Below are 22446 nucleotides of genomic sequence, written 5' to 3'. Positions count from 1 at the left end.
TTCGCCGACAACGTTGCGTAATCGGGCGACTACACAGCATGATGGTGGCGGCGACCGCAGCCATGAGTCGTTCGTGCCGCCCTGGGGAGGCCGGGGCGAACGACCGGGGGGATGTACGAGGGCTGCTCGCGCGAAGTCGGTAGGTACTGCAAGGGGGGACGTGTACAGATGGGCATGATCACTGACTGGCCGTCACTGGCGGCATGTCAGAACGGAGACCCGGACGCGTTGTTCGTACAGGGCGCCGAACAGAACGTGGCGAAGAGGATCTGCCGGAGCTGCCCAGTTCGGTACGAGTGCCTGGCCGACGCGCTCGACAACCGGATCGAGTTCGGCGTGTGGGGTGGCATGACCGAGCGCGAGCGCCGGGCGTTGCTACGCCGTCACCCGCAGGTCACCAGCTGGCGCAAGATGTTCGAGGCGGCCATGAAGAAGAACGCCAAGGAGAAGGCCGGCAAGGACAAGATCCTGGTCACCACGGCCACCTGACCGCACCGGTCAGCTCCGGCTGATCGCCTCGCCGATCGTCCGCAGCCCGTCGACGTCGTGCACGTCGGCGGGCTGCGCCGTCACCGACACCGCCGGCACCGCCGGGAACGCCTCGGTGAACCGGGCCGCCACCTGCTCCTCGCGTACCGCCTGCTGGGCCAGCGCGGCGTGCGCGCGCAACACCTCGACGGTGCCCTCGTGCCCACCCACACCGGCCAGCCGCTCAGCGGCGGCCAGGCTCTCCGCGGCGGACAGGTCCGACGCCGGCCGGTGCACCCGGTTGAGCACCAGCCCGGCCAGCGGCATCCGCTCCTCGCGCAGGCGGCCGGCGAAGTAGGCGGCCTCCCGGACCGCGTCCGGCTCCGGCGTCGCGACCAGCAGGAACGCCGTCTCCCGGGCCTGGAGGATCCGGTACGTCTGCTCGGCGCGCTGCCGGAACCCGCCGAACATCGAGTCGAGGGCGGCCACGAAGCCGGACAGGTCGGTGAGCAGCTGGGCGCCGATCACCTTCTGCACCACCTTGGAGAACATCCCGAAGCTCGCCGTGACCAGGCTGAACATGCTCCGCCCGCCGCTGCGCGCGGGGGCCAGCAGCAGGCGCAGCATCCGGCCGTCGAGGAACCGGGACAGCCGGGCCGGCGCGTCCAGGAAGTCGAGCGCGGAGCGCGACGGCGGCGTGTCCACCACGATCAGGTCCCACTCGCCCCGGGCGTGCAACTGGCCCAGCTTCTCCATCGCCATGTATTCCTGTGTGCCGGCGAAGGTGGAACTCATGGCCTGGTAGAAGGGGTTGGCGAAGATCTCCGCGGCCTTCGCCGGGTCGGTGTGCTGAAGCACCACGTCGTCGAACGTGCGCTTCATGTCGAGCATCATGGCGTGCAGTTCGCCGCCGCTGGCCTCGACGTCGATGCCCTTGACCTGCCGGGGTGTGTTGTCCAGCTCGGTCAGGCCGAGCGACTGGGCCAGCCGGCGGGCCGGGTCGATGGTGAGCACCACCGTCCGCCGGCCGTGCCGCTCGGCCGCCCGCAGCGCCAGCGCCGCCGCCGTGGTCGTCTTGCCCACGCCGCCCGCCCCGCAGCAGACCACGATCCGTACGCCGTCGTCGGCGAGGATCTGGTCGACGTCAAGCGGAGGCGCCGCGTCTTCGGAAGGCACCAATCGAGCGTATCGGTCCCGAGGGTCACTCTGCTCCGTGCCGGCCGCAGGTGTGAGTCAATCCGCCCAGACGAGGGCCTCGGCGAGCGTCTCCAGCCCGGCCCGGTCGACCCCCTCGGGCAGCAGCGGCAACTCGACCAGGGGCAGGCCGAGGTCCACCAGGTCACCCCGGAGGGAGTCCTCCAGCTCACGGCGTACCTGCTGGTCACGAGCCTCCTCGACGAGCCCGGCCACGGTCGGGCCGTCGGTCGGCAGGCCGGCGGCGGCCAGCCCGCGCTTCAGCTCGGCCGCTGTCACCGCCCGCCCGGCCGGCACCGGCGGGCGGCCGCCGTTGACGATCACGCGGCCGACCGGGAAACCGAGCTGGGTCAGCTCCGCGACCGCGTCGAGCGTCTCCTGGACCGGCATCTCCTCCAGCAGCGTGACCACGTGCACAGCGGTCATCGGCGACCGGAGCAGCGCTGAGACGCCCTCGCTCTGGGTCTTGATCGGGCCGACCTTCGCCAGCCGGGCGGTCTCCGCCGTCACGTTCAGGAAACGGCCGATCCGCCCGGTCGGCGGCGCGTCCAGCACCACCGCGTCGTACGTCCGGCGCGACCCGCTGGTCCGGGTGGTCGCCTCCTTGACCTTGCCGGTGAGCAGCACGTCGCGCAGGCCCGGCGCGATCGTGGTGGCGAAGTCGATCGCGCCGAGCTTGCGCAGTGCCCGGCCGGCGGCGCCGAGCTTGTAGAACATGTCCAGGTATTCGAGGAGCGCCTCCTCGGCGTCGACCGCCAGCGCCCGCACCTCACCGCCGCCGGGTGCGTCGGCGAGGTGCCGCTCCTCGTACGGCAGCGGGTCGGTGCCGAAGAGCTGGGCGATGCCCTGCCGGCCCTCCACCTCGACCAGCAGGGTGCGCCGGCCCCCGGCGGCCAGGCCGAGGGCCAGCGCGGCGGCCACGCTCGTCTTTCCCGTGCCGCCCTTGCCGGTCACCACGTGCAGGCGGGCCGGCCATCTGCCGGCGGACTCGGCCGGCTGCTCACTAGCTGCCACCCGTCGAGCCTAACCAGCCGTTGGGACCAGCTCTGTCCGGCCGGTGGGATCAGCCGACCTCGCAGACCCACCAACCCGTCTTCCGCACCACTGTGAAACGCAGCGCCTGCTCGGCGACCTTCTCGTCGGCGGTGGTCATGGTCACCCGGGCGGAGACGGTGGCCCGGTCCCCGGTCTGGTTGTCGACGGTCGGTGTGGGCCAGCGGAACCGGGGGTTCTGGTACTGCGCGGCGTACTTCTGGACCTCGGCGACCTTGGTGGCGATCTTCTCGTCGTCGCGGGCCGCGGAGCAGACGAACGCCGCAGCCTTCTCGGCGTCGCGCTCCTGGTAGACGGCCTTGAGGAAGCCGTCCACGGCGACCTGCGGCTCCTTCGCGCCCTGGCCGTCCTCGCTGTTGCGCAGCGCGAGGAACGCGGCCGTGCCCCCACCGCCGCAGAGCAGGACCGCGGCGGCCAGCACCAGCGAGACGATCAGCACCGCCGGTCGCTTGCGCGGCTGGGGTTCGGACGGGTACGCCGGCGGGCCGGCTGGGGGTGCGGATCCCGGCGGCGCGCCGCCTGTGGGCGGCGGTTGCGGATTCGGGTCGCCGGGCGTGCCGGTGTCGCCACCGACGGGCGGTTGGGTCATCTGTCTCCCCCGGGTTGCGGCTCCGTCGCCGCCCCAGGCGACGGGCACGGGTCGAGGTGTGCGGGCGCGCGTCGGCGCGCGTCCAGTCCGGAAGGGTATCGGTCGGCGGGCCGCTTGCCAGCCCCGCGTACGCGCCCCGCCGGACGGAGACGGCTATCGCGTTCCCGGCCAGCCTTGTGTCGCAAATGTGACTGGAAGTGACGATGCGTGCGCGTCCCGTTGCCGGGACTTGTCGCAGGATCTACGTTCGTCCCCGACGCGGAGAGCCGGGCCGGGGACGGCTCCGAGCCGGATTGCGGTGTTGGTGAACAGGTACGACGCCCGGAGGCGAAGGATGCGCGACGCGGAGAACAGTCCTCGGGGTCAGTTCCCCGGTGACCGGGCCGGACGGCCGGGTGAGGCCGAGGGGCCGGGCGTGCCGTTCAACGAGCGCTCCTACGGCCATCCGGCCGACGTGGTCCGGACGCTTCCCCGTACCGGCGGGAGGGTGCGGGACGAGGACGAGCCCGGCTACGTGATCCACCTCCAGGTCCGGGTGCCCGACCTGGCGGCGGCCACCGCGCTCGCCGGCACCGTGGCCACCTCGCTGGGCTTCCTGGTGGAGCTGGACGCGGGCGAGACCACCGTCTCCACCGCCGACGACCAGAACAACAGGCACCGGGTCTTCTGCGACCTGCTGCTGCCCGACCGCAGCCGGTGCCCGCAGCGCTTCGAGCACGAGGGCCCGTGCGGCGAGCCGCCGTCGCCGCCGGAGCCGCGTCCCGCGTCCTGGTGACCGCGGCGGACCGTAGGCTGTGCCTGACCGAAGTCCAAGTCAGGCAAGGGAGCCCTCCTCCGATGCAGAAGTGGGAATACGCCACGGTGCCGCTGCTGGTCCACGCGACCAAGCAGATCCTCGACAACTGGGGCGAGGACGGCTGGGAGCTGGTCTCCGTGGTCCCCGGCCCGAACCCGGAGCAGCTCGTCGCGTACCTGAAGCGTCCGAAGGGCTGACCTCGATGAGCAACGGACCCCAGGCGAAGCTCGCCGAGCTCGGCCTCGAACTGCCCGAGGTGGTGCCGCCGGTGGCCAGCTACGTGCCGGCCGTCCAGTCCGGGCAGCACGTCTACGTGTCCGGCCAGCTGCCGATGGCGGAGGGCAAGCTGCTCGCCACCGGGAAGGTCGGCAACGGCGTCTCGGCCGAGCAGGCGAAGGACCTGGCGCAGCGGTGCGCGCTGAACGCGCTCGCCGCGATCGACGCGCTGGTCGGGCTGGAGAACGTGGTCAAGGTGGTGAAGCTGACCGGCTTCGTGGCCAGCGCACCCGGTTTCACCGGTCAGCCCGGCGTGATCAACGGCGCCTCCGACCTGTTCGGCGCCGTGTTCGGCGAGGCCGGCCGCCACGCCCGCAGCGCCGTGGGCGTGGCCGAACTCCCCCTCGACGCCCCGGTAGAGGTAGAGGTCATCGTCGAGGTCGCGTGACGCTCCAGCCCGCGATCTTGCGGTTGCGGCCCGGGCAGAAGCCCCAGACGGGGACAAAGCTCGGGCCGGAACTGCAAGATCGCGGGGAGCGGCGGGCGGAGTCGTACGATCGCAGCCATGGGTGGGCGTATGGCCGGTGCGGCGGGGGCGCTTGCGGACGGGCTGCCGGGATGGGTGACGTTGCTGCGTGCGCCGAACCCGGGGCCGATGACGCTCGACGGGACCAACACGTGGGTGCTGCGGGCCGGGCCGGACGCGCCCGCCGTCGTGGTCGACCCGGGGCCCGCCGACGAGGGGCACCTGGCCGCGATCGTGGCGCAGGGGCGCATCGGGTGCGTGCTGATCACGCACGGGCACGCCGACCACACCGAGGGCGCGCCCCGGTTGCGTGAGCTGCTCGACGGCGTACCGGTGCTCGCCGCCGACCCGGCGCACACCGCCGGAGGTGAGCCGCTCAGCGCCGACACCACCCTCGACGTGGGGCTGGACCTGAGACTGCTGCCCACCCCCGGGCACACCGCCGACTCGGTCTGCCTGGTCGCCGCGCACGGCGGCGAGCGTGTGGTGCTGACCGGTGACACCATCCTCGGCCGGGGCACCACAGTGGTCGCCCACCCGGACGGGCACCTCGGCGACTACCTGTCGAGCCTGGAGCTGCTCTCCACGTACCGGGAGATCCCGGCGCTGCCGGGCCACGGCCCGGCGCTGGCCGACTGCGGTGTGGCGGCCGACTTCTACCTGGCCCACCGGCGGGCCCGGCTGGACCAGGTGCGCGCCGCCGTCGCCGCGGGCGCCACCACCGCCGCCGAGGTGGTCGCAGTGGTCTACGCCGACGTCGACAGGTCGCTGTGGTGGGCCGCCGAGTGGTCGGTCCGGGCCCAGCTCGAACACCTCGGAGTGGAGCAGCCGTGACCTGCCCGGTGTGCGGAACCGTAGCCGTGCCCGGGGCGCGGTTCTGCCACAACTGCGGGGCGGCGCTGCCGGCTGCCGCCACGCTGCCCGCGGCCGAGCGCCGCGTGGTGACAGTGCTCTTCGGCGACCTGTCCGACTTCACCTCCTGGTCGGAGGATCTGGACCCGGAACGGGTCGGTGCGGTCACCGACCGGGTGCTCGCGGCCCTCGCGGGCGCGGTCAAGACGTTCGGCGGGCACGTCGACAAGCTCACCGGCGACGGGATCATGGCGGTCTTCGGCGCGCCTGTGGCACACGAGGACGACGCCGAGCGGGCGGTCCGCGCCGCGCTGTCCATGCAGCGTGCGGTGCGGCGGGTGCTCGACGACGAGCGCGGCGGCGGCGCGCCGCTGGGCCTGCGCGTCGGCCTCAACACCGGAGACGTCATCGCCGGCATCCAGGCGGCGATCGAGTACACGGTCATCGGCGACACGGTGAACACCGCCGCCCGGCTGGCCGACGCCGCCGCGGTCGGCGCGGTCTACGCCGGTGCGCGCACCTCCGCCGCCACCCGGCACGTCGCCTCCTGGCGGGCGCTGCGCCCGCTGCGGCTCAAGGGCAAGCGCGAACCGGTCGAGGCGTACGAGCTGCTGGGCCTGCTCGACGCGCCCGGCACCCGGTCCGGCCTCGGCGACGAGGCGCCGTTCGTGGGCCGGGAGACCGAGATCGGTCGGATCGCCGGCCGGCTCGCCGAGGTGATCGACAGGGGCGAGCCCCGGGTGCTGCTGATGACCGCCGAGGCGGGGATCGGCAAGTCCCGGTTCGCGGCCGAGGTGGAACGCCTCGCCGCCGGCTACGACGTCGGCGCCGGACGGTACGCGGCGCACACCGGCGCCCGCGTCCTCTCGGTGCGCTGCGCGGCGTTCGGCGAGCGCCGCCGGCTGGCGCCGCTGGCCGACCTGGTCCGGGCCGCCGTCGGCCTGCCCGGCGACGCGGCCACCGCCGTCACCCGGCCGGCCGTCGAGGAGCGGCTGCGCCGCCTCGGCCAGCGCCTGTCCCGGCTCCCCGGCGACCTGCCGCCGATCGCCGTGGACCAGCTCCTGGCCCTGCTCGGGTACGCCGAACTCCCGCCCGCCACGGAGAACGGCGAGTGGAACGCGGCCGGACCGCCGCCGGACGACGAGGCGGTGCCGACAGCTGTGGCGGACCTGCTCAGCGCGCTCGCCGGCGAGGCGCCGCTGGTGATCGTGGTGGACGACCTGCACGACGCCACCGCCGAGACGCTCAAGGCGCTGGCGCTGACTCTCAACCGGCTCAGCGGGCCGGTCCTGGTGCTGCTGCTCGGCCGCCCCGAGCTGGTACGCACCGCCGGCGCGCTGACCCGCGTCGCGGATGCCGAGGTGCACGCGCTGCCGCCGCTGCGCGGCGCGGACGCGTCCCGGCTGCTCACCAGCTACCTGTCCGGTGGCCGCATGCCCCAGACCGACACGGACCGGCTGCTCGCCACCGCGCAGGGCAACCCGTTCTACCTGGCCGAGCTGGTCACGCTGCTGATGGAGCGCGGTGCGCTCACCGCCGGGCCGGGGCGGGGCGCCGACGTCGGCTGGCGGCTCGCCCCCGGCTCGCTCGGCAGCCGCCTGCTCTCCCGGGACCTGGCCGCGGTGCTCGCGGCGCGTATCGACGCGCTGCCGCCGAACGCCCGCTCGGCGCTGCGCGACGCCGCGGTGGTGGGTGACACCGTACCGGCGGGAGCACTGGAGGCGCTGCGGGAGCAGCGGGTCGGACGGGACGGGCGGCCCGCCGCGGTGGCCGCCGTCGAGCTGGACCGGGCCGTGGAGGAACTGCTGCAACGGCGCATGCTGCACCGCACCCGCAGCGGGTTCGCCTTCGCCACCCCGCTGATGCGGGAGGCCGCGTACGCCGGGGTGAGCAAGGCCGAGCTGGCCGAGCGGCACGCGGCGCTGGCCCGCTGGGCCGCCCCGGAGAGCGTCGACGAGACCGGCGGCGCCCCGGGGGGCGCGTTCACCGAGGCCGCCCGGGACGACTTCGTCGCCGAGCACGTGGAACGCGCCACAGCGCTCGCCGACGCGGTCAAGCTGCGCCCGGATGCGCCGGCCCGGGCGGTCACCCCGCTGGGCGTGGCCGCGCTGGGCCGGGCCGCCCGCCGGTCGCTGCGGTCGGGGGAGCCGGCGCTCGCCGTCGAGTACGCCGAGCGCGCGGCCGAGCTGGCCCGCGACCGGGTGCCACCGGCGGACCGGGTGGTGCACGCCCGGGCGCTGCTCCAGGTCGGCCGCCCGGCCGACGCGCTCGCGTTCGCCGAGAAGATCGCCGCGAACACCGGTGACCCGGCCACCCGGACCGCCGCGCTGCTGCTCGCCGGGCAGGCCCAGCAGACACTCGGTGACGCCGAGCGGGCCGAGTGCAACTGGCAGGAGGCGTTGCAGGTGGCCACCGACGCCGGCCTGCCCACGCTGCGGGCCTCGGCGATGCGGCGGCTCGGCATGGCCGACTTCATCGCCGGCCGGCTCGGGCAGGCGAGCAGCCGGCTGGCCGCGTCCTACCAGGTCAGTCTCGCCGCGCGGGATCCCCGAGGGCAGGCCTGGTCCTTGCAGAACCTGGCCTGGGTGACCACCACCCGGGGCGACTTCGCCGGCACCGACGCGGTGCTCGGCCGGGCCGCCCGGCTCTTCGCCGAGCTGAAGGACCCGTACGGGCGGGCCTGGATGCGCGGCACCACCGCGTTCGCCCGGCTGCTCGCCGGCCGGCTGCGGGAGGCGTGCCGGATGGCGCGGGTGTTCCTGCCGTTCGGGGAGCGGGTCGGCGAGGCGTGGGCGGTGGGGACGCTGCGCGCGGTCGAGGCGTACGCCACCGCCGAGCTGGGCGACCTGGCCGAGGCGGACCGGGCCGCGCGGCGCGCGTACCGGGACTTCGCCGAGGTGGGCGACGACTGGGGGCAGGGCTTCGCGCTGGTGGTGCGCGGGGTGGTGGCGCGAGGGCTGGGCGAGCCGGAACACGCGGCCGACCTGTTCACCGAGGCGCTTGAGTACGCCGCCCGGACCACCCACCCGTTGCTCACCGGCATGGCCGGCACGCTGCGCGGCTTCGTGGCGCTGGACATGGGCGACCACGAGACCGCCGAGCGGGAGGCGCGGTCGGTGCTGACCCGGGTGGAGCCGCACAACCCGCAGGCGCCGGCCCAGGTCGCGCCGCGGGTGCTGCTCGCCATGGCCCGGCTCGCGGCGGGCGACCCGGGCACCGCTGTGGGGCTGCTCGCCCCGGTCGCGACCGGCGCGGCGAACGCGCCCTCGCTGCTGTTCTCGCGGCGGCAGACGATGGCCCGGTACGCCGCCGCGCTGCTCGCCCACGGCCAGCGCGAACAGGCGCTGGACTGGGCGCAGCGGTCGATCACCGCCCCGGCCGAGGACGTGCGCAGCCAGGTGGTGGCGCTGCTGGTGCTGGCCGAGGCGCTCGACGCCTGCGGTCGCCGGGCCGAGGCGCTGACGAACGCGGAGGAGGCGGTACGCCTCGCGTACGCCACCGAGCAGCGCAGTGAGCGGATCGCCGCGGACACGTTGCGGGTCCGCCTCTCCGGTGGCTGATCGCCCGTGTTCTGACGGTTCCGGGGATGTGTTCGTCGGTGGGGCCGGTTAGCGTGGGGCCCCGACAGTCGTGGATCGACTGCCGCCTTCCGGTGCGCGCCTGCGTCACCGGCAGACCACGCTGGGGAGGGACGATGAGGCTGCCGCGCTCGGGCGCCGGCTGGACGATCGCGGTCTTCGGGCTCCTCGCGCTGCTGCTCGGCGCGCTCGGTCTGATCTGGCCGGAGACGCAGCTGCGCCTGCTCGGCTTCGAGGTGCCGGCCGAGCGCGCTCCGGGCGACTACACCGGCACGTTCCTCACCGCGTCCTCGATGGCCTCGTTCAACATGGGGGTCTACTACCTGCTCGCCGTCGCCACCGAGTGGCGGCCGTTCTACCGGTTCACGGTGTGGTTCCGCCTGGTCACATTCACCGTGTTCACCATCGCGGTGCTCTCCGACGTCGCGCCGGACCGCTTCTTCGCGGTCGCCGTGTGGGAGGGGCTGGGCGCGGTCGCGACGGCGGCCGGCCTGTGGTGGGACGCCCGCCGGGCGGCCGCCGCCACTGACGACTCCGTCCCGGGTCCGGTGCCGGCCACCGACGCGGCGCGCTGACGGGTCCGGATCGTTGGGTATTTTCGAGTCGTGACCGAGACCCCGCCCGGCTCCCTGCGGCTGCCCATCGTGCCCGGTCTGACCGATCTGCAGGTGTTCGCCCGGGGCGGGTACGCCACCATCTACCGGGCCACTCAGATCTCGGTGGGGCGCGAGGTCGCGGTCAAGATCGAGAACCGCACGCTGGACAGCGAACGCGACCAGGCCCGCTTCCTGCGCGAGGCCCGTGCCGCCGGGCGGATGTCGTCGCACCCGCACGTGGTGGACCTGTTCGACGTCGGGGTCACCGTCGACCAGCACCCCTACCTCATCATGGAGCTGTGCGACGGCTCGTACGCCGAGCGGATGCGCACCTCCCCGCTGGGCCCGGCGGAGACCCGCGACCTCGGCGTGAAGATCGCCGACGCGCTGGCCCACTCGCACGCGGCGGGAGTCCTGCACCGCGACGTCAAGCCGGCGAACATCCTGCACTCCGAGTTCAACTCGGCCGTCCTGGCCGATTTCGGCCTGGCTGTGCTCGCCGAGTTCCGCGACTCCTCGGTGATGTTGGAGGCGCTCACCCCGGCGTACGCGCCGCCGGAGACGTTCAACCACAGCCCGCCCACGCCCGCCGTCGACGTCTACTCGCTGTGCGCCACGCTCTACGCGGTGATGTACGGCCGTCCGCCGCGCTGGCACTCCGAACGCAACCCGAGCCTGGTCACCGTGCTGGAGATGTTCCAGCAGCCGATCCCGGGCCTGCCCGGCGTGCCCGGTGAGCTGATCGACGTACTCCGGTTGGGCATGTCGAACGACCCGGGCGCGCGGCCCTCCGCGGCCGAGTTGCGCGGCCTGCTCGCCTCGCTGCCGCTGGACGGCGCCCCGGCGACCGGCGGCCTGTACGACGGTGGCACCGGCGACCGGTTCCACCGCACCGGCGGGCCGAACCCGCGGCCGCCCGCGGACGACGACCACCCGACGGTGGCCTCGCGTGGCCGGCGCTGGCCCAAGCGCTGGTTCCTCGGCGGTGCCGGCGTGCTGGCGCTGGCCGCCTCGGCCGCTGGGGGCTGGGTCGCAGGCGGCCACGCGCCGGCCGTCACGCCCACGCCGGCGCCCAGCGGGGTGACCGGGGTAGCGCCGGTGCCCGGCTGCGCGTCCGCCGACGTGCGGCTGCCCGCCGGGGCGCGCTGCGCGACGGAACTGGAGTGCTTCGGTCCGGTACGGCTGCGTCGCGACCGCGCCGAGGCGAGCCGGGTGCCGTGCGACGGCCGGCACACCTGGGAGACCTACGCCGCCGGTGACCTGCCGGCCGGTCTCGCCGGGGCCCGGCACGAGACGGTCGTGGCCGACCCGGCCGTCGGCAAGGTGTGCAACGCAGACACGTTCCGGCTGGTCAGCGGCGGCAAGGCGGCGAGCGGGTGGAACCTGGAGGTGCTGCCGCCGGAGGCCGAGGCGGACCGCACCTACCGCTGTCTGGCCGGCCGGGGCGTCAACGCGCTCGCCGGTCCCACGCTCACCGGTCGCTGAGCCCGTTCACGGTCCGGCCCTGCCGCACCGACCGCGGGTCGAGCGTCTCCAGCGTGTCGGCGTCCACCGCCGCCGGCGCCCGCATGCCGCGTACCACGCGCGGGTCCAGCGTCTCCAGCGTGTCCGCGTCGATCGGCTGACCCGGCGGGGTGCGCAGGTTCCGTACCGCACGCGGGTCGATCGCCTCCAGCGTGTCGGCGTCCACTCCGTACCCCTGGTGGGGGACCGGCCAGGTCTCGGCCTGCGGGGCGGGCCCGACGGTGCCGCCGGGCTGACGCGCGGCGGTGATCGCCACTCCCGTGATCATGGCGAGCAGGACGCAGACCAGGGCCAGCACGACCGACAGGATGCCGGGCGGCCGCCACACGGCGAGGGTCACCACCGCCGCCACCGTCGCCAGGGACGCGACGACGGCGTTCGCCCGCGCATCGGGCTTCGGGAACGATCTCACCCGACAAGCATGGCCCAGCGCGTCCACCTGTCAACCGGCGGGATGAGACGGCTTCCCGTCACCGACGCTCCACTTCGGAGTCGCAGGTAGCGACGATCGAGAAAAAATCGTTACATCATCTGGTTGTCCGCCGTATCGATCCACGTTTGGGGGCCGCTAACGTGGGCGTCGATCCCTAAAGTGACGGGGGTCGAGGTCTCCTCGACGGAACTGTTCCCCGACGGAAGGCAGCCTCATGCCCCGTGCAATCCGATCCCTGGCCGCAACCGGGATCGCCGGCGTCCTCCTCGCCGGACCGGCCGTCGCGCCCGCCGCGGCGGCGACTCCGCAACCACCCGCGCACGACAGGACCACCGCCGCCGAGGCGCGCCGGGTGGACCGCGTTCCGACGCCGAAGCTCGACTGGTACGCCTGCTACGACTACGCCGAGTGCGCCACGGTCCGGCTCCCGCTGGACTACGACAACCCGAAGGGCGCCACCACCGAGGTCGCCCTGCTCCGGGTCAAGGCCCGCGACCAGCAGCGCAAGGTCGGCAGCCTGTTCCTCAACCCGGGCGGCCCGGGTGGCTCCGGCACGAGCATCGCGCTCGCCGCGCCCTACTTCCTCGGCGACGACCTGCTCGACCGCTTCGACATCGTCGGCGTCGACCCGCGCGGCGTCGAGGCCAGCGAGAACATCAAGTGCTTCCGCTCGGTGAAGGACCAGACCCGGGCGTACGCCGGGCTGAACGTCGCGTTCCCGTGGACCAAGGCGGAGGAGAAGGCGTACGTCGCCGCGTCCAAGACGGTCGGCAAGGCGTGCTCCACCACCGGCAAGCCGCTCACCGGCGCAGCGTCCACCGCCGAGGTGGCCCGCGACATGGACGTGCTGCGCCGCGCCGTCGGTGACAAGTTGCTCAGCTACCTCGGCTTCAGCTACGGCACCGCGCTGGGCCAGTACTACGCCAACATGTTCCCGGACCGCTTCCGCGCGCTGGTCGTCGACGGCGTGCTCGACCCCAACGCCTGGATCGGCCAGGGCAGTGCCCGCAACCAGCTCCAGGAGACGCGGCTGCGCAGCGCCGACGGCGCGTACCGGGCGCTGCGGGAGATCCTGACCCGGTGCGGCGAGGCCGGCGCCGAGCAGTGCGCGCTCGCGGCCACCGGAAACCCGCTGGCCGCGTACGACACGGTGGCGAAGCGGCTGCGCAAGAAGCCGGTGGTGATCGAGGACCCGGACTTCGGCTCCTTCACCGTCAGCTACGCCGACTTCGTCGGCGCCACGCTCGGCGCGCTCTACGACCCGTACGGCTGGCAGTCGGTCGTCGACATCACCGTGCAACTCCTGGCCGCGACCGACCCGGCCGCCGGCAAGGCCGCCGCCGCGTCGGCCCGCAAGGCGCTCGCCGCCCGCGCCGCGCAGGCCCGGCAACAGCGGGGGTACGACTTCCCGTACGACAACGGGCTGGAGACGTTCCTGACCGTCGACTGCACCGACGCGTACCACCCGAAGAGCGCCGACGCCTGGCCGGCGCTGTCGGCGAAGGAGGACAAGCGGGCGCCGTACTTCGGGCGGGCGTGGGCCTGGGGCACCTCGCCCTGTGCCCGTAACACCTGGACGGTGCGGGACGAGGACGCCTGGACCGGGCCGTTCAACCGGGTCACCGCCGCCCCGGTGCTGGTGGTCGGCAACTACTGGGATCCGGCGACCAACTACCAGGGCGCGGTCAGCTCGGCGAAGCTGCTGCCGAACAGCCGCCTGCTGAGCAGCGACAGCTGGGGCCACACCGCGTACGGCACCTCGGCGTGCGCGACCGGCCGGATCGACGCGTACCTGCTCACCGGCAAGCTGCCGGCCAAGGGCACGCTCTGCGTCGGTGACGCGCAGCCGTTCCAGGAGGACGCGGCGGCCGGCCGGGCGGACGCGTCGAAGAGCGCGTTGGCCCGGGCGGGCGAGCCGAGCCGGGGCGAGCCGAAGCGGCTGCCGCCGGTGGCGACGCCGCGCCCGGCGGTCGGCACGCTGACCGTCCGCTGACGGACCCCCGGGGTACGGCGGGTGATCGGGCACCCGCCGTACCCCGGGCCCACCCCCGCGCACGACGAGGCGAGCATCGGTCTGCCCACCCTCCCGACGGACGTCGCCCGGTATGGGTCAGTAGGACTTGTCCTGGCCCAGGACGTGCTGGGCGACGAAGTTGAGGATCATCTCCCGGCTGACCGGGGCGATCCGGCCCGCACGTACCGCGCCGAGCAGCGTCGCCACGCCGTACTCGGTGGTCATGCCGGCCCCGCCGAGCGCCTGGACGGCGGTGTCGACGGCGAGCGCGGCGGCCTCGCCCGCCGCGTACTTGGCCATGTTGCCGGAGATGCCGGCCTCCAGGTCGCGGCCCGCGTCGTAGAGCGTCGCCGCCTTGTAGATCATCAGTCGGGCCAGCTCGACCTGCACGGCCGCGTGCGCCAGCGGGTGCGAGACGCCCTGGTGGGAGCCGATCGAGCGTCCGCCCCACACCTTGCGGGTGGCGGTGTAGTCGCTTGCCCTCTCGATCGCGTACCGGCCGGTGCCGGCGCCCATCGCGGCCACCGTGATGCGCTCCGGGTTGAGCCCGGCGAACAGGGCGGGCAACCCGGCGTCGAGCGACCCGCCGACGAGCGCGTCGGCGGGGAGCCGGACGTCGTCGAGGAAGAGCAGGAACTGGTTCTCCGGCGACAGGATCTCCATGTCCAGCTTGGACTTCTCCAGGCCCGGCGCGTCGGTCGGCACGATGAACAGCGCCGGCTTCAACTTCTGCGGAGACGCGTCCCCCGCGCCGGCACTGCCGTCTTCGACGGCGACGCGGGCCACCACGAGGACATGCCCGGCCTCGTCCACCCCGGATATGTAGATCTTCCGGCCGCTGAGCAGCCAGTCGTCGCCGTCGCGGCGGGCCACAGTGGCGAGGCGGTGGAAGTTCGATCCGGCGTCCGGCTCGGTGATCGCGAAGACGATCTTCTGGGAGCCGTCGGCGAGGCCGGGGAGGTGCTTCTTGCGCTGCTCCTCCGTACCGTGCCTGTTGATGATCGTGGCGGCGATGGCGGGGGAGACCACCAGGAGCAGCAGCGGGCAGCCGGTCGCGGCCAGTTCCTCGCACACCAGCGCCAGCTCGGTGATGCCGCCGCCCCCGCCGCCGTACTCGGTGGGGATGTTCACGCCCAGGTAGCCCAGCCGGCCGGCCTCGTGCCACAGCTCGGTGGTGTGCTCTCCCGACTTCGCCTTCCCGACGAAGTAGGAGTGGCCGTACTTGCGTCCCAGCTCCCGCACGGCGTCGCGAAGCTGATCCTGTTCGGGGGTGAGATCGAAGTTCACTGGGGGTCCTCCTCGGGGTCCACCACGGCCAGTACGGCACCCGTCTCGACCTGGCCGCCGGCCGGCACCGGCAGTTCCGTCACCACGCCGTCGGCGGGGGCGAGCACGGGATGTTCGAGCTTCATCGCTTCCAGCGTCAGCAGCAGGTCACCGGCGGCGACCCGCTGGCCGACCTCGACGTGCACCCGGGTCACCGCGCCGGGCAGCGGCGCGAGCAGCGACCCGGCCGCCAGCTCCGCGGTGGGCACGGGCAGGCGGGGCAGCTCGGTGAGGCTCGCCGCCCCGTCCGGGCCGTCCACGAAGACCGACGACCCCACCCGGTGTACGCGGAAGGCCCGCCGTACCCCGTCCACGTCGAGCAGCACCCGGTCCGGGGTGGCCGTCACCAGCTCGACCACCGGCAGCTCGGTGTTAAGAGGGGACCCTTCCTCTACCGGATCCGTTAAGAGGGGGCCCTTCCTTCCCCACTCGGCGAGGTTGCCGGTGCGGTTGAGCCGGTAGCGGACCTCGATCTCCTCGTCTCCCGGGCCGGTGAACCGGGTGACCTGCGGGAAGGAAGGCACGTTGCGCCAGCCCGACGGCAACCCGGCCAGCACCGGTGCGGCGGCCCGGCGCGCGGCGGCCCCGGACAGCGCCGCCGCCAGTGCCGCCACCGGAAGCTGCTCCGCCGGCAGCAGCGGCGCGAACACCTCCGGGTGCCGGCCCAGGAAGCCGGTGTCGAGGTCCACGGCCGTGAACTCCGCGCTGCGCAGCAAGCGGACCAGCAGGTCCCGGTTGGTGGCCACGCCGTGCAGTTCGGCGCGGGCGAGCGCGCCGGCCAGGGCACGGGCCGCCTCGGCGCGGGTGGGCGCCCAGGCGACCAGCTTCGCCAGCATCGAGTCGTAGTGCACGCTCACCGTCGAGCCGTCCACGACGCCGGAGTCCAGGCGCAGGCCACGGGCCGGACCGAACTCGGCCGCGACCCCGGGGATCGCGAACCGGTGCAGCGTGCCGGTGGCCGGGCGGAAGCCCTGGGCCGGGTCCTCGGCGCACAGCCGTACCTCGATGGCGTGGCCGTCGGCCGGCGGTGTGCTGGTGACCGGCAGCGGCTCGCCCTCGGCGACGAGCAGTTGCAGCCGGACCAGGTCCAGCCCGGTGGTCAGCTCGGTGACCGGGTGTTCCACCTGGAGGCGGGTGTTCATCTCCAGGAAGTGCACCTGCCCGTCCGGCGCCAGCAGGAACTCCACGGTTCCCGCGCCGACGTAGTCGACAGCCCGCCCGGCCGCCACCGCCGCTTCGTGCAGTGCCGCGCGCACGTCGTCGGGCAGCACACCCGGTGCCTCCTCGACGATCTTCTGATGGCGGCGCTGGATCGAGCAGTCGCGTACCCCGAGGGCCACGACGGTGCCGTGGGTGTCGCCGAAGACCTGCACCTCGACGTGGCGGCCGCGTTCCACGTACCGCTCGATGAAGACCGTGCCGTCGCCGAACGCCGCCGCCGCCTCGCGGCGCGCGCCCGCGACGGCCTCGGCCAGCCCGGCGGCGTCGCTGACGATCCGCATGCCCCGGCCGCCGCCACCGGCAGCGGCCTTGACCAGCACCGGGAAGGCGGTGACCTCGGCCGGGTCGGTCCAGGTGGGCAGCATCGGCACGCCCGCGTCGGCGAGCAGTGCCTTGGCGGCCATCTTGTCGCCCATCGCGGCGATCGCCTTGGCCGACGGCCCGACCCAGGTCAGGCCCGCGTCGGTCACCGCCGCGGCGAACCCGGCGTTCTCGGCCAGGAAGCCGTAGCCGGGGTGGACGGCGTCCGCGCCGGAGCGCCGGGCCGCGTCCAGGATGGCGTCGATGCGCAGGTACGTCTCGGCCGGCGTGTCACCCGGCAGCCGGACGGCCTGGTCGGCGTCGGCCACGAACGGCGCGTCGGCGTCCGCGTCGGAGTGCACGGCGACGGTCGCCACACCGAGGGCGCGGCAGGTGGCGAAGACCCGGCGGGCGATCTCGCCCCGGTTCGCAACCAGAAGCTTCGTGATCATGGACGCTGAGCCTGCCTTTCGTTCGCGACTGCGGGACTCCGCTCCGCTGCGTTCCTCGCGCTCACAGGTCACATCCGGAAGACGCCGAAACCTTCGGCGCCCTTCACCGGTCCGTTGTGGATCGCGGACAGGCACAGCCCGAGGACGGTGCGGGTGTCCCGGGGGTCGATCACCCCGTCGTCGTAGAGCCGCCCGGACAGGAACAGCGCGCCGGACTGCGACTCGATCTGCTGCTCGACCATCATCCGCATGGCGGCGTCGGTGTCCTCGTCGTACTCGCGTCCACGCGCGGCGGCGGCCTGCCGGGCCACGATGGACAGCACACCGGCGAGCTGTGCCGGCCCCATCACCGCCGACTTCGCGTTCGGCCAGGTGAACAGGAACCGGGGCTCGTACGCCCGGCCGCACATGCCGTAGTTGCCGGCGCCGTAGGAGGCGCCCAGGTTGACTGTCAGGTGCGGCACCGTCGAGTTCGACACCGCGTTGATCATCAGCGCGCCGTGCTTGATGATGCCGCGCTGCTCGTACTCGGTGCCGACCATGTAGCCGGTGGTGTTCTGGAGGAAGACCAGCGGCGTGTCCGCGGCGTTGGCGAGCTGGATGAACTGGGCCGCCTTCTGCGCCTCCTGGCTGAACAGCACGCCCCGGGCGTTCGCGAGTACGCCGACCGGGTAGCCGTGCAGCTCGCCCCAGCCGGTCACGAGCGCTGTGCCGTAGCCGGGCTTGAACTCGTCGAACGCGCTGTCGTCGAGCACCCGGGCCAGCACCTCGCGCGGGTCGAACGGCACCTTCAGGTCGGCGCTGGCGATGCCGAGCAGTTCCTCCGGGTCGTACCGGGGTGCCAGCGGGTGGGGGCTGCGCGGCGGAGGGCCGTGCTTGCGCCAGTTGAGCCGGCGGACGCACTGCCGGGCCAGCCGGATGCCGTCGCGCTCGTCCTCGGCGAGGAAGTCGGCCAGGCCGGACGTGGTGGCGTGCATCTCCGCGCCGCCGAGCGACTCGTCGTCGGTGACCTCGCCGGTGGCCATCTTCACCAGCGGCGGTCCGGCCAGGTAGACCTGCGAACGGTCGCGGATCATGACGGTGTAGTCCGACATGCCCGGCACGTACGCGCCGCCGGCGGTGGCGTTGCCGAAGACCACGCTCACGGTCGGGATCCGCTGCGCGGAGAGCCGGGTCAGGTCGCGGAACACCCGGCCGCCGGGAATGAAGATCTCCGCCTGGGTGGGCAGGTCCGCGCCGGCCGACTCGACCAGGTTCACCATCGGCAGCCGGTTGGCCGCCGCGATCTCACCCGCACGCCGGGTCTTCGCCAGCGACCACGGGTTGATCGCGCCGCCGCGTACCGTCGGGTCGTTCGCCACGATCAGGCACTCGACGTCCTCGACCACGCCGATGCCGGTCACGGTGCTGGCACCGACCGGGAAGTCCGTGCCGTACGCGGCCACCGGCGACAGCTCCAGGAACGGGCTGTCCGGGTCGAGCAGCAGCTCGATCCGCTCCCGGGGGAGCAGCTTGCCGCGACCGTGGTGGCGGGTCACGTACTTCTCGCCGCCACCGCCCCGGGCCTGGCCGAGTGCCGCGTCCAGTTCGGCCAGGCGTTCCAGCAGCGCCTCCCGGTTGGCGGTGAAGGCGGGTGCGGACGGGTCGATGGTGCTCTGCAGGACTGTCACAGGCCCATGCCCTTCGCGATGATCTCGTTCATGATCTCGGTGGTGCCGCCGCCGATGCCGAGCAGACGGGCATCCCGGTAGTGCCGCTCCACCTCGGCGTCGCGCATGTAGCCGAAGCCGCCGTGCAGTTGCAGCGCCGCGTCGACCACCCAGTCGCAGGTGCCCACCGCGACGTTCTTCGCCATCGCCACCTCGGTCACCACCGGCTGCCCGGCGGCCACCCGCTCGGCGACGTCGTGCACGTACGCCCGCGCCGCGTCGGTGCGGCTGTGCATCTCGGCCAGCTTGTGCCGGACGACCTGGCGCCCGACGAGCGGCCGGCCGAACGTCTGGCGGTCCCGGCACCACCGCACGGCCAGGTCCACGCAGCGCTGTGCGGTCGCGTACGCCTGGGTGGCGAGCGACAGCCGCTCGTTGGCGAACTGCTGCATGATGGCGAGGAATCCGGTGTCCTCCGGGCCGACCCGGTTCGTCACCGGCACCCGCACGTCGGCGAAGGACAGCTCGGCGGTGTCCGAGCAGTGCCAGCCCAGCTTCTCCAGCCGCCGCCCCACTGTGAACCCGGGCGTGCCCTTGTCGATGACCAGCAGGCTGACCGAGCCCGAACCGGGGAACTCGGTGCAGACGGCAGTGGTGACGAAGTCGGCGCGGACCCCGCTGGTGATGTACGTCTTGGACCCGTTGACGACGTAGTGGTCGCCGTCGCGGACCGCGCAGGTGCGGATGCCCGCCACGTCGGAGCCGCCGTCCGGCTCGGTGATCGCCAGCGCGCCGATCATCGTCCCGGCCAGCGCGGGACGGACGTACTTGTCGATGAGATGCTGCGGACCGCCTCCGCCTGAGCCTCCGTCGTCGCCGCAGGCGGCGACGATGTGCGGCAGCGCGATCCCGTGCGTGAACAGAGCGGCGACCAGCCCGGACGATCCGCCCGAGCGGATGATCTCCTCGGTGACCACCATCGAGTCGAGCAGGTCGCCGCCGCTGCCGCCGACCGACTCCGGGAAGCCGATGCCGAGCAGGCCGATCTTGGCGGCGGTCTCGTGCAGCGACCGGGGCACCTCGCCCGCCCGTTCCCAGTCCGACAGGTGCGGCAGCACCTCCCGAGTGACGAACGAGCGGGTCAGCTCGCGCAGTTGCCGGCGTTCCGGCGTGTCCACGATGGTCATGCGCGTGCCTCCGCCGGTAGGTCGACCACTCGCGAGCGCAGCAGCTCGCCGAGCGCCTTGGCCTGGGGGTCGAACCGGGTGGACGCGGCCACGCCCTGCCCGAGCAGCCCCCGGATCACGAAGTTGACAGCGCGCAGGTTCGGCAGCTCGTACCGCTCGACTGTGAGCGCCGCCGTCTCCGGCAGCAGGCCGGCCAGCCGTTCGACCGTCAGCCAGTCGCGCAGCCAGGGCCAGGTCGCGTCGGTACGGGCCCAGACGCCCAGGTTCGCGTCGCCACCCTTGTCGCCGGACCGCGCACCGACCAGCTCACCGAGCGGCCCCCGCCGCGTGCCGTGCAAGGAAGGGCCCCTTGTTAACGCCTCGTGTTGTATAAGGGGCCCCTGCAAACCACTCACCACGGTCGGCGGCCGGATCGGTACCCGCTCGCCGGAGGGCAGCACCGCGACGTGCTCGACCGCGTCCTGCGCGATCGTGTCGGCGGTGAACACCCCGTACGGCGTCGCGTCACCGGGCAGCGTGGTCAGCGTGCAGCCCGGGTAGGAGGCCAGCGCCAGCTCCACCGCCGCCGCCGAGAACGCCCGCCCGGCCCGCGACCTGTCGCCGTCGCGCAGGTGTACGTGCAGCAGCGCGCTCGCCGCCTCGGTGTCGCCGGTGTCCGGGTGGTCGGTGCGGGCCAGCGTGAACTCCAGCCCCTCCGCGCCGACCGACTCCTCGACCTGGCCCCGGACCAGTGCCGCCTTGGCCGGGATGTCCAGCCCGCACAGTACGAACGTCATCGAGTTGCGGAAGCCGCCCAGGTTGTTGACGCCCACCTTGAGCGTGTCCGGCGGCGGCGTGCCGCGCACCCCGGACACGCGTACCCGGTCCGGGCCCTCCTGCTCCAGCCGTACCGTGTCGAGCCGCGTCACCACGTCCGGCCCGAGGTAGTCCGGCCCGCCCACCTCGTACAGCAGTTGTGCGGTGACCGTCTCGACTGTCACCGCGCCGCCGGTGCCGGGGTGCTTGGTGAGCACCGACGAGCCGTCCGCGTGCAGCTCCGCGATCGGGAAGCCGGGCCGGTGCCCGCCGTCCGGCAGCTCGGTGAAGAAGCTGAAGTTGCCACCGGTGACCTGCGCGCCGCACTCGATCAGGTGCCCGGCAACAGTCGCGCCGGCCAGCGCGTCGAGGTCGTCGCGGGTCCACCCGAAGCGGGCGATTGCCGGGCCGACCGCCAGCGAGGCGTCGGTGACCCGCCCGGTGACCACCACGTCCGCGCCCGCGCCGAGGCAGGCCGCGATCCCGAACGCGCCCAGGTAGGCGTTCGCGGTCAGCGCGTCCGGCCGCTGGATCGCGTCGCCCTCGACGTACCCGACCCGGACCTGGAGGCCGATCCGGTCGCCGAGCGACCGGATCGCGTCGGCCAGCCCCGCCGGGTTGAGGCCGCCCGCGTTGGTGACCAGCGTGACGCCGCGCTCCAGCGCGGTGCCGAGCACGCCCTCGGCCTGACGCAGGAACGTCTTGGCGTAACCGAGCGACGGGTCGCGCATCCGGTCCCGGCCGAGGATGAGCATGGTCAGCTCGGCCAGGTAGTCACCGGTCAGCACGTCCAGCTCGCCGCCGTCGAGCATCTCCCGCCAGGCGGCGAAGCGGTCGCCGTAGAAGCCCGACGCGTTCCCGATCCGCAGCACGCTCACGAGGAGGCTCCGTCTGCCGGCTCGCGCTTGCCACCGGGCGGCCCGGCGAACGCCTGGGCCACGTCCAGCCACTCGTCGGCCACCGGTCCGGTGGCGGTCAGGGCCAGGTCGGCGCGGTGCCGGCGCTGGGTGACGAGCAGGCAGAAGTCGAGCGCCGGTCCGGTCACCCGGTCGGCCGCGTCCGCCGGCCCGAACTCCCACACCTCGCCGCCCGCGGGTGCGGTCAGCTCGACCCGCACCGGCGCCGTGGGCACCTCGCGGCCGTGGGCGGAGAAGCCGTGCCCGAGGGTACGGAAGCCGAGGTGCGCGATGTGCCGCAGGCGCTGCGTCGGGGTGCGGCTGACACCCAGCGCGTCGGCCACGTCCTCGCCGTGCGCCCACGTCTCCATCAGCCGTGCCGTCACCATCGAGGTCGGCGACATACTGGTGCCGTACCAGGGGATCTTCTGTCCGGCCGGTACGGCGGCGAGCGCCCCGGCGAGCGCCGACCGGCCGGCACGCCAGCGGGCCAGCAGCGCGGGCGGAGGCGCGAGGAAGGACACGGCGCCGTCCTCGACCAGGCGCGACAGGTCCGGTGCGGCCATGACCGAGGCGAAGAACGCCGACTCGTCGGTGGCCGCCAGGTAGGCGACGTGGTCGGTCCAGACCAGGTGCGCGATCTGGTGCGCGACGGTCCAGCCCGGGGCCGGTGTCGGCCGCTCCCATCCCTCCGGCGGCAGTTCCGCGACGAGCGCGTCGAGCTGTTCGGACTCGGCGGCCAGATCCGCGAGCAGGGCTGTCAGGTCGACCATCGTGCCTC

The 22446-nt window shown here is 73.7% G+C and carries 19 protein-coding genes; 9 read left to right on the top strand and 10 right to left on the bottom strand.

Features of this window, described 5'->3' with window-relative positions:
* Positions 1-168: 168 nt before the first annotated feature.
* Positions 169-489 carry a WhiB family transcriptional regulator gene (locus tag O7622_RS03015; RefSeq protein ID WP_282311758.1) on the top strand — a complete coding sequence of 107 codons (321 nt, stop codon included), beginning with the start codon at positions 169-171 and terminating at the stop codon, positions 487-489.
* A 9-nt stretch (positions 490-498) separates the two neighbouring features.
* Here O7622_RS03015 and O7622_RS03010 read toward each other — a convergent pair whose 3' ends face one another.
* Genes O7622_RS03010 through O7622_RS03000 form a run of 3 tightly spaced genes read right to left on the bottom strand, consistent with a single transcriptional unit; the run spans position 499 to position 3304 of the window.
* Positions 499-1647, bottom strand: coding sequence for an ArsA-related P-loop ATPase (locus O7622_RS03010; protein ID WP_282311757.1), 1149 nt, complete (start codon positions 1645-1647; stop codon positions 499-501).
* A gap of 54 nt (positions 1648-1701) precedes the next feature.
* Entirely contained in the window at positions 1702-2676 is a 975-nt protein-coding gene (locus O7622_RS03005; RefSeq protein ID WP_282311756.1) for an ArsA-related P-loop ATPase, read from the bottom strand.
* A gap of 49 nt (positions 2677-2725) precedes the next feature.
* Positions 2726-3304: a hypothetical protein gene (locus tag O7622_RS03000; RefSeq protein WP_282311755.1), complete on the bottom strand. Its 579-nt coding sequence runs from the start codon at positions 3302-3304 to the stop codon at positions 2726-2728.
* A 334-nt stretch (positions 3305-3638) separates the two neighbouring features.
* Here O7622_RS03000 and O7622_RS02995 point away from each other — a divergent pair, with 334 nt between their 5' ends.
* The 7 genes from O7622_RS02995 to O7622_RS02965 all read left to right on the top strand — a co-directional run bounded on the left by O7622_RS02995 (position 3639) and on the right by O7622_RS02965 (position 11353).
* Positions 3639-4079, top strand: a complete 441-nt coding sequence (locus tag O7622_RS02995) for a hypothetical protein (protein ID WP_282311754.1) — start codon at positions 3639-3641, stop codon at positions 4077-4079.
* Between the two features lie 62 nt (positions 4080-4141).
* The gene (locus tag O7622_RS02990) at positions 4142-4297 is read left to right on the top strand and encodes a DUF4177 domain-containing protein (RefSeq protein ID WP_013289021.1); all 156 of its coding nucleotides are present in this window, start codon (positions 4142-4144) and stop codon (positions 4295-4297) included.
* A gap of 5 nt (positions 4298-4302) precedes the next feature.
* Positions 4303-4764, top strand: coding sequence for a RidA family protein (locus tag O7622_RS02985; protein ID WP_013289020.1), 462 nt, complete (start codon positions 4303-4305; stop codon positions 4762-4764).
* A gap of 129 nt (positions 4765-4893) precedes the next feature.
* Positions 4894-5676: an MBL fold metallo-hydrolase gene (locus O7622_RS02980; RefSeq protein WP_282314017.1), complete on the top strand. Its 783-nt coding sequence runs from the start codon at positions 4894-4896 to the stop codon at positions 5674-5676.
* Positions 5673-9254 carry an adenylate/guanylate cyclase domain-containing protein gene (locus O7622_RS02975; RefSeq protein WP_282311753.1) on the top strand — a complete coding sequence of 1194 codons (3582 nt, stop codon included), beginning with the start codon at positions 5673-5675 and terminating at the stop codon, positions 9252-9254. The genes O7622_RS02980 and O7622_RS02975 overlap by 4 nt, the downstream gene beginning before the upstream one ends.
* Before the next feature lie 134 nt (positions 9255-9388).
* Entirely contained in the window at positions 9389-9847 is a 459-nt protein-coding gene (locus O7622_RS02970; protein ID WP_282311752.1) for a hypothetical protein, read from the top strand.
* A gap of 30 nt (positions 9848-9877) precedes the next feature.
* A complete protein-coding gene (locus O7622_RS02965; RefSeq protein WP_282311751.1) occupies positions 9878-11353 on the top strand; it encodes a serine/threonine-protein kinase in 1476 nt (491 codons plus the stop codon).
* On the opposite strand, the gene O7622_RS02960 is transcribed toward O7622_RS02965, so the two are convergent.
* Positions 11340-11804: a hypothetical protein gene (locus O7622_RS02960; RefSeq protein WP_282311750.1), complete on the bottom strand. Its 465-nt coding sequence runs from the start codon at positions 11802-11804 to the stop codon at positions 11340-11342. The two genes, O7622_RS02965 and O7622_RS02960, sit on opposite strands and share 14 nt — an antisense overlap.
* Positions 11805-12039: 235 nt before the next feature.
* On the opposite strand from O7622_RS02960, the gene O7622_RS02955 reads away from it, so the two are divergent.
* Positions 12040-13818, top strand: coding sequence for an alpha/beta fold hydrolase (locus O7622_RS02955; RefSeq protein WP_282311749.1), 1779 nt, complete (start codon positions 12040-12042; stop codon positions 13816-13818).
* A 117-nt stretch (positions 13819-13935) separates the two neighbouring features.
* Here the strand turns inward: O7622_RS02955 and O7622_RS02950 are convergent, their stop codons facing one another.
* The 6 genes from O7622_RS02950 to O7622_RS02925 form a co-directional block, all read right to left on the bottom strand.
* A complete protein-coding gene (locus O7622_RS02950) occupies positions 13936-15126 on the bottom strand; it encodes an acyl-CoA dehydrogenase (protein ID WP_282311748.1) in 1191 nt (396 codons plus the stop codon).
* Positions 15123-17138 carry a biotin carboxylase N-terminal domain-containing protein gene (locus tag O7622_RS02945; RefSeq protein ID WP_282311747.1) on the bottom strand — a complete coding sequence of 672 codons (2016 nt, stop codon included), beginning with the start codon at positions 17136-17138 and terminating at the stop codon, positions 15123-15125. The genes O7622_RS02950 and O7622_RS02945 overlap by 4 nt, the downstream gene beginning before the upstream one ends.
* A 68-nt stretch (positions 17139-17206) precedes the next feature.
* A complete protein-coding gene (locus O7622_RS02940) occupies positions 17207-18808 on the bottom strand; it encodes a carboxyl transferase domain-containing protein (RefSeq protein WP_282311746.1) in 1602 nt (533 codons plus the stop codon).
* Positions 18805-19974, bottom strand: a complete 1170-nt coding sequence (locus tag O7622_RS02935) for an acyl-CoA dehydrogenase family protein (protein WP_282311745.1) — start codon at positions 19972-19974, stop codon at positions 18805-18807. The genes O7622_RS02940 and O7622_RS02935 overlap by 4 nt, the downstream gene beginning before the upstream one ends.
* Positions 19971-21647, bottom strand: coding sequence for an acyclic terpene utilization AtuA family protein (locus O7622_RS02930; protein WP_282311744.1), 1677 nt, complete (start codon positions 21645-21647; stop codon positions 19971-19973). The genes O7622_RS02935 and O7622_RS02930 overlap by 4 nt, the downstream gene beginning before the upstream one ends.
* Positions 21644-22438, bottom strand: a complete 795-nt coding sequence (locus O7622_RS02925) for a TIGR03084 family metal-binding protein (protein ID WP_282311743.1) — start codon at positions 22436-22438, stop codon at positions 21644-21646. The genes O7622_RS02930 and O7622_RS02925 overlap by 4 nt, the downstream gene beginning before the upstream one ends.
* Positions 22439-22446 lie beyond the last annotated feature (8 nt).

The organism is Micromonospora sp. WMMD1076 (assembly GCF_029581475.1).
Lineage (GTDB): Bacteria > Actinomycetota > Actinomycetes > Mycobacteriales > Micromonosporaceae > Micromonospora > Micromonospora aurantiaca.
The sequence above is the reverse complement of the archived record's forward strand: the minus strand, read 5'-3'. Positions and strand labels throughout refer to the sequence as shown.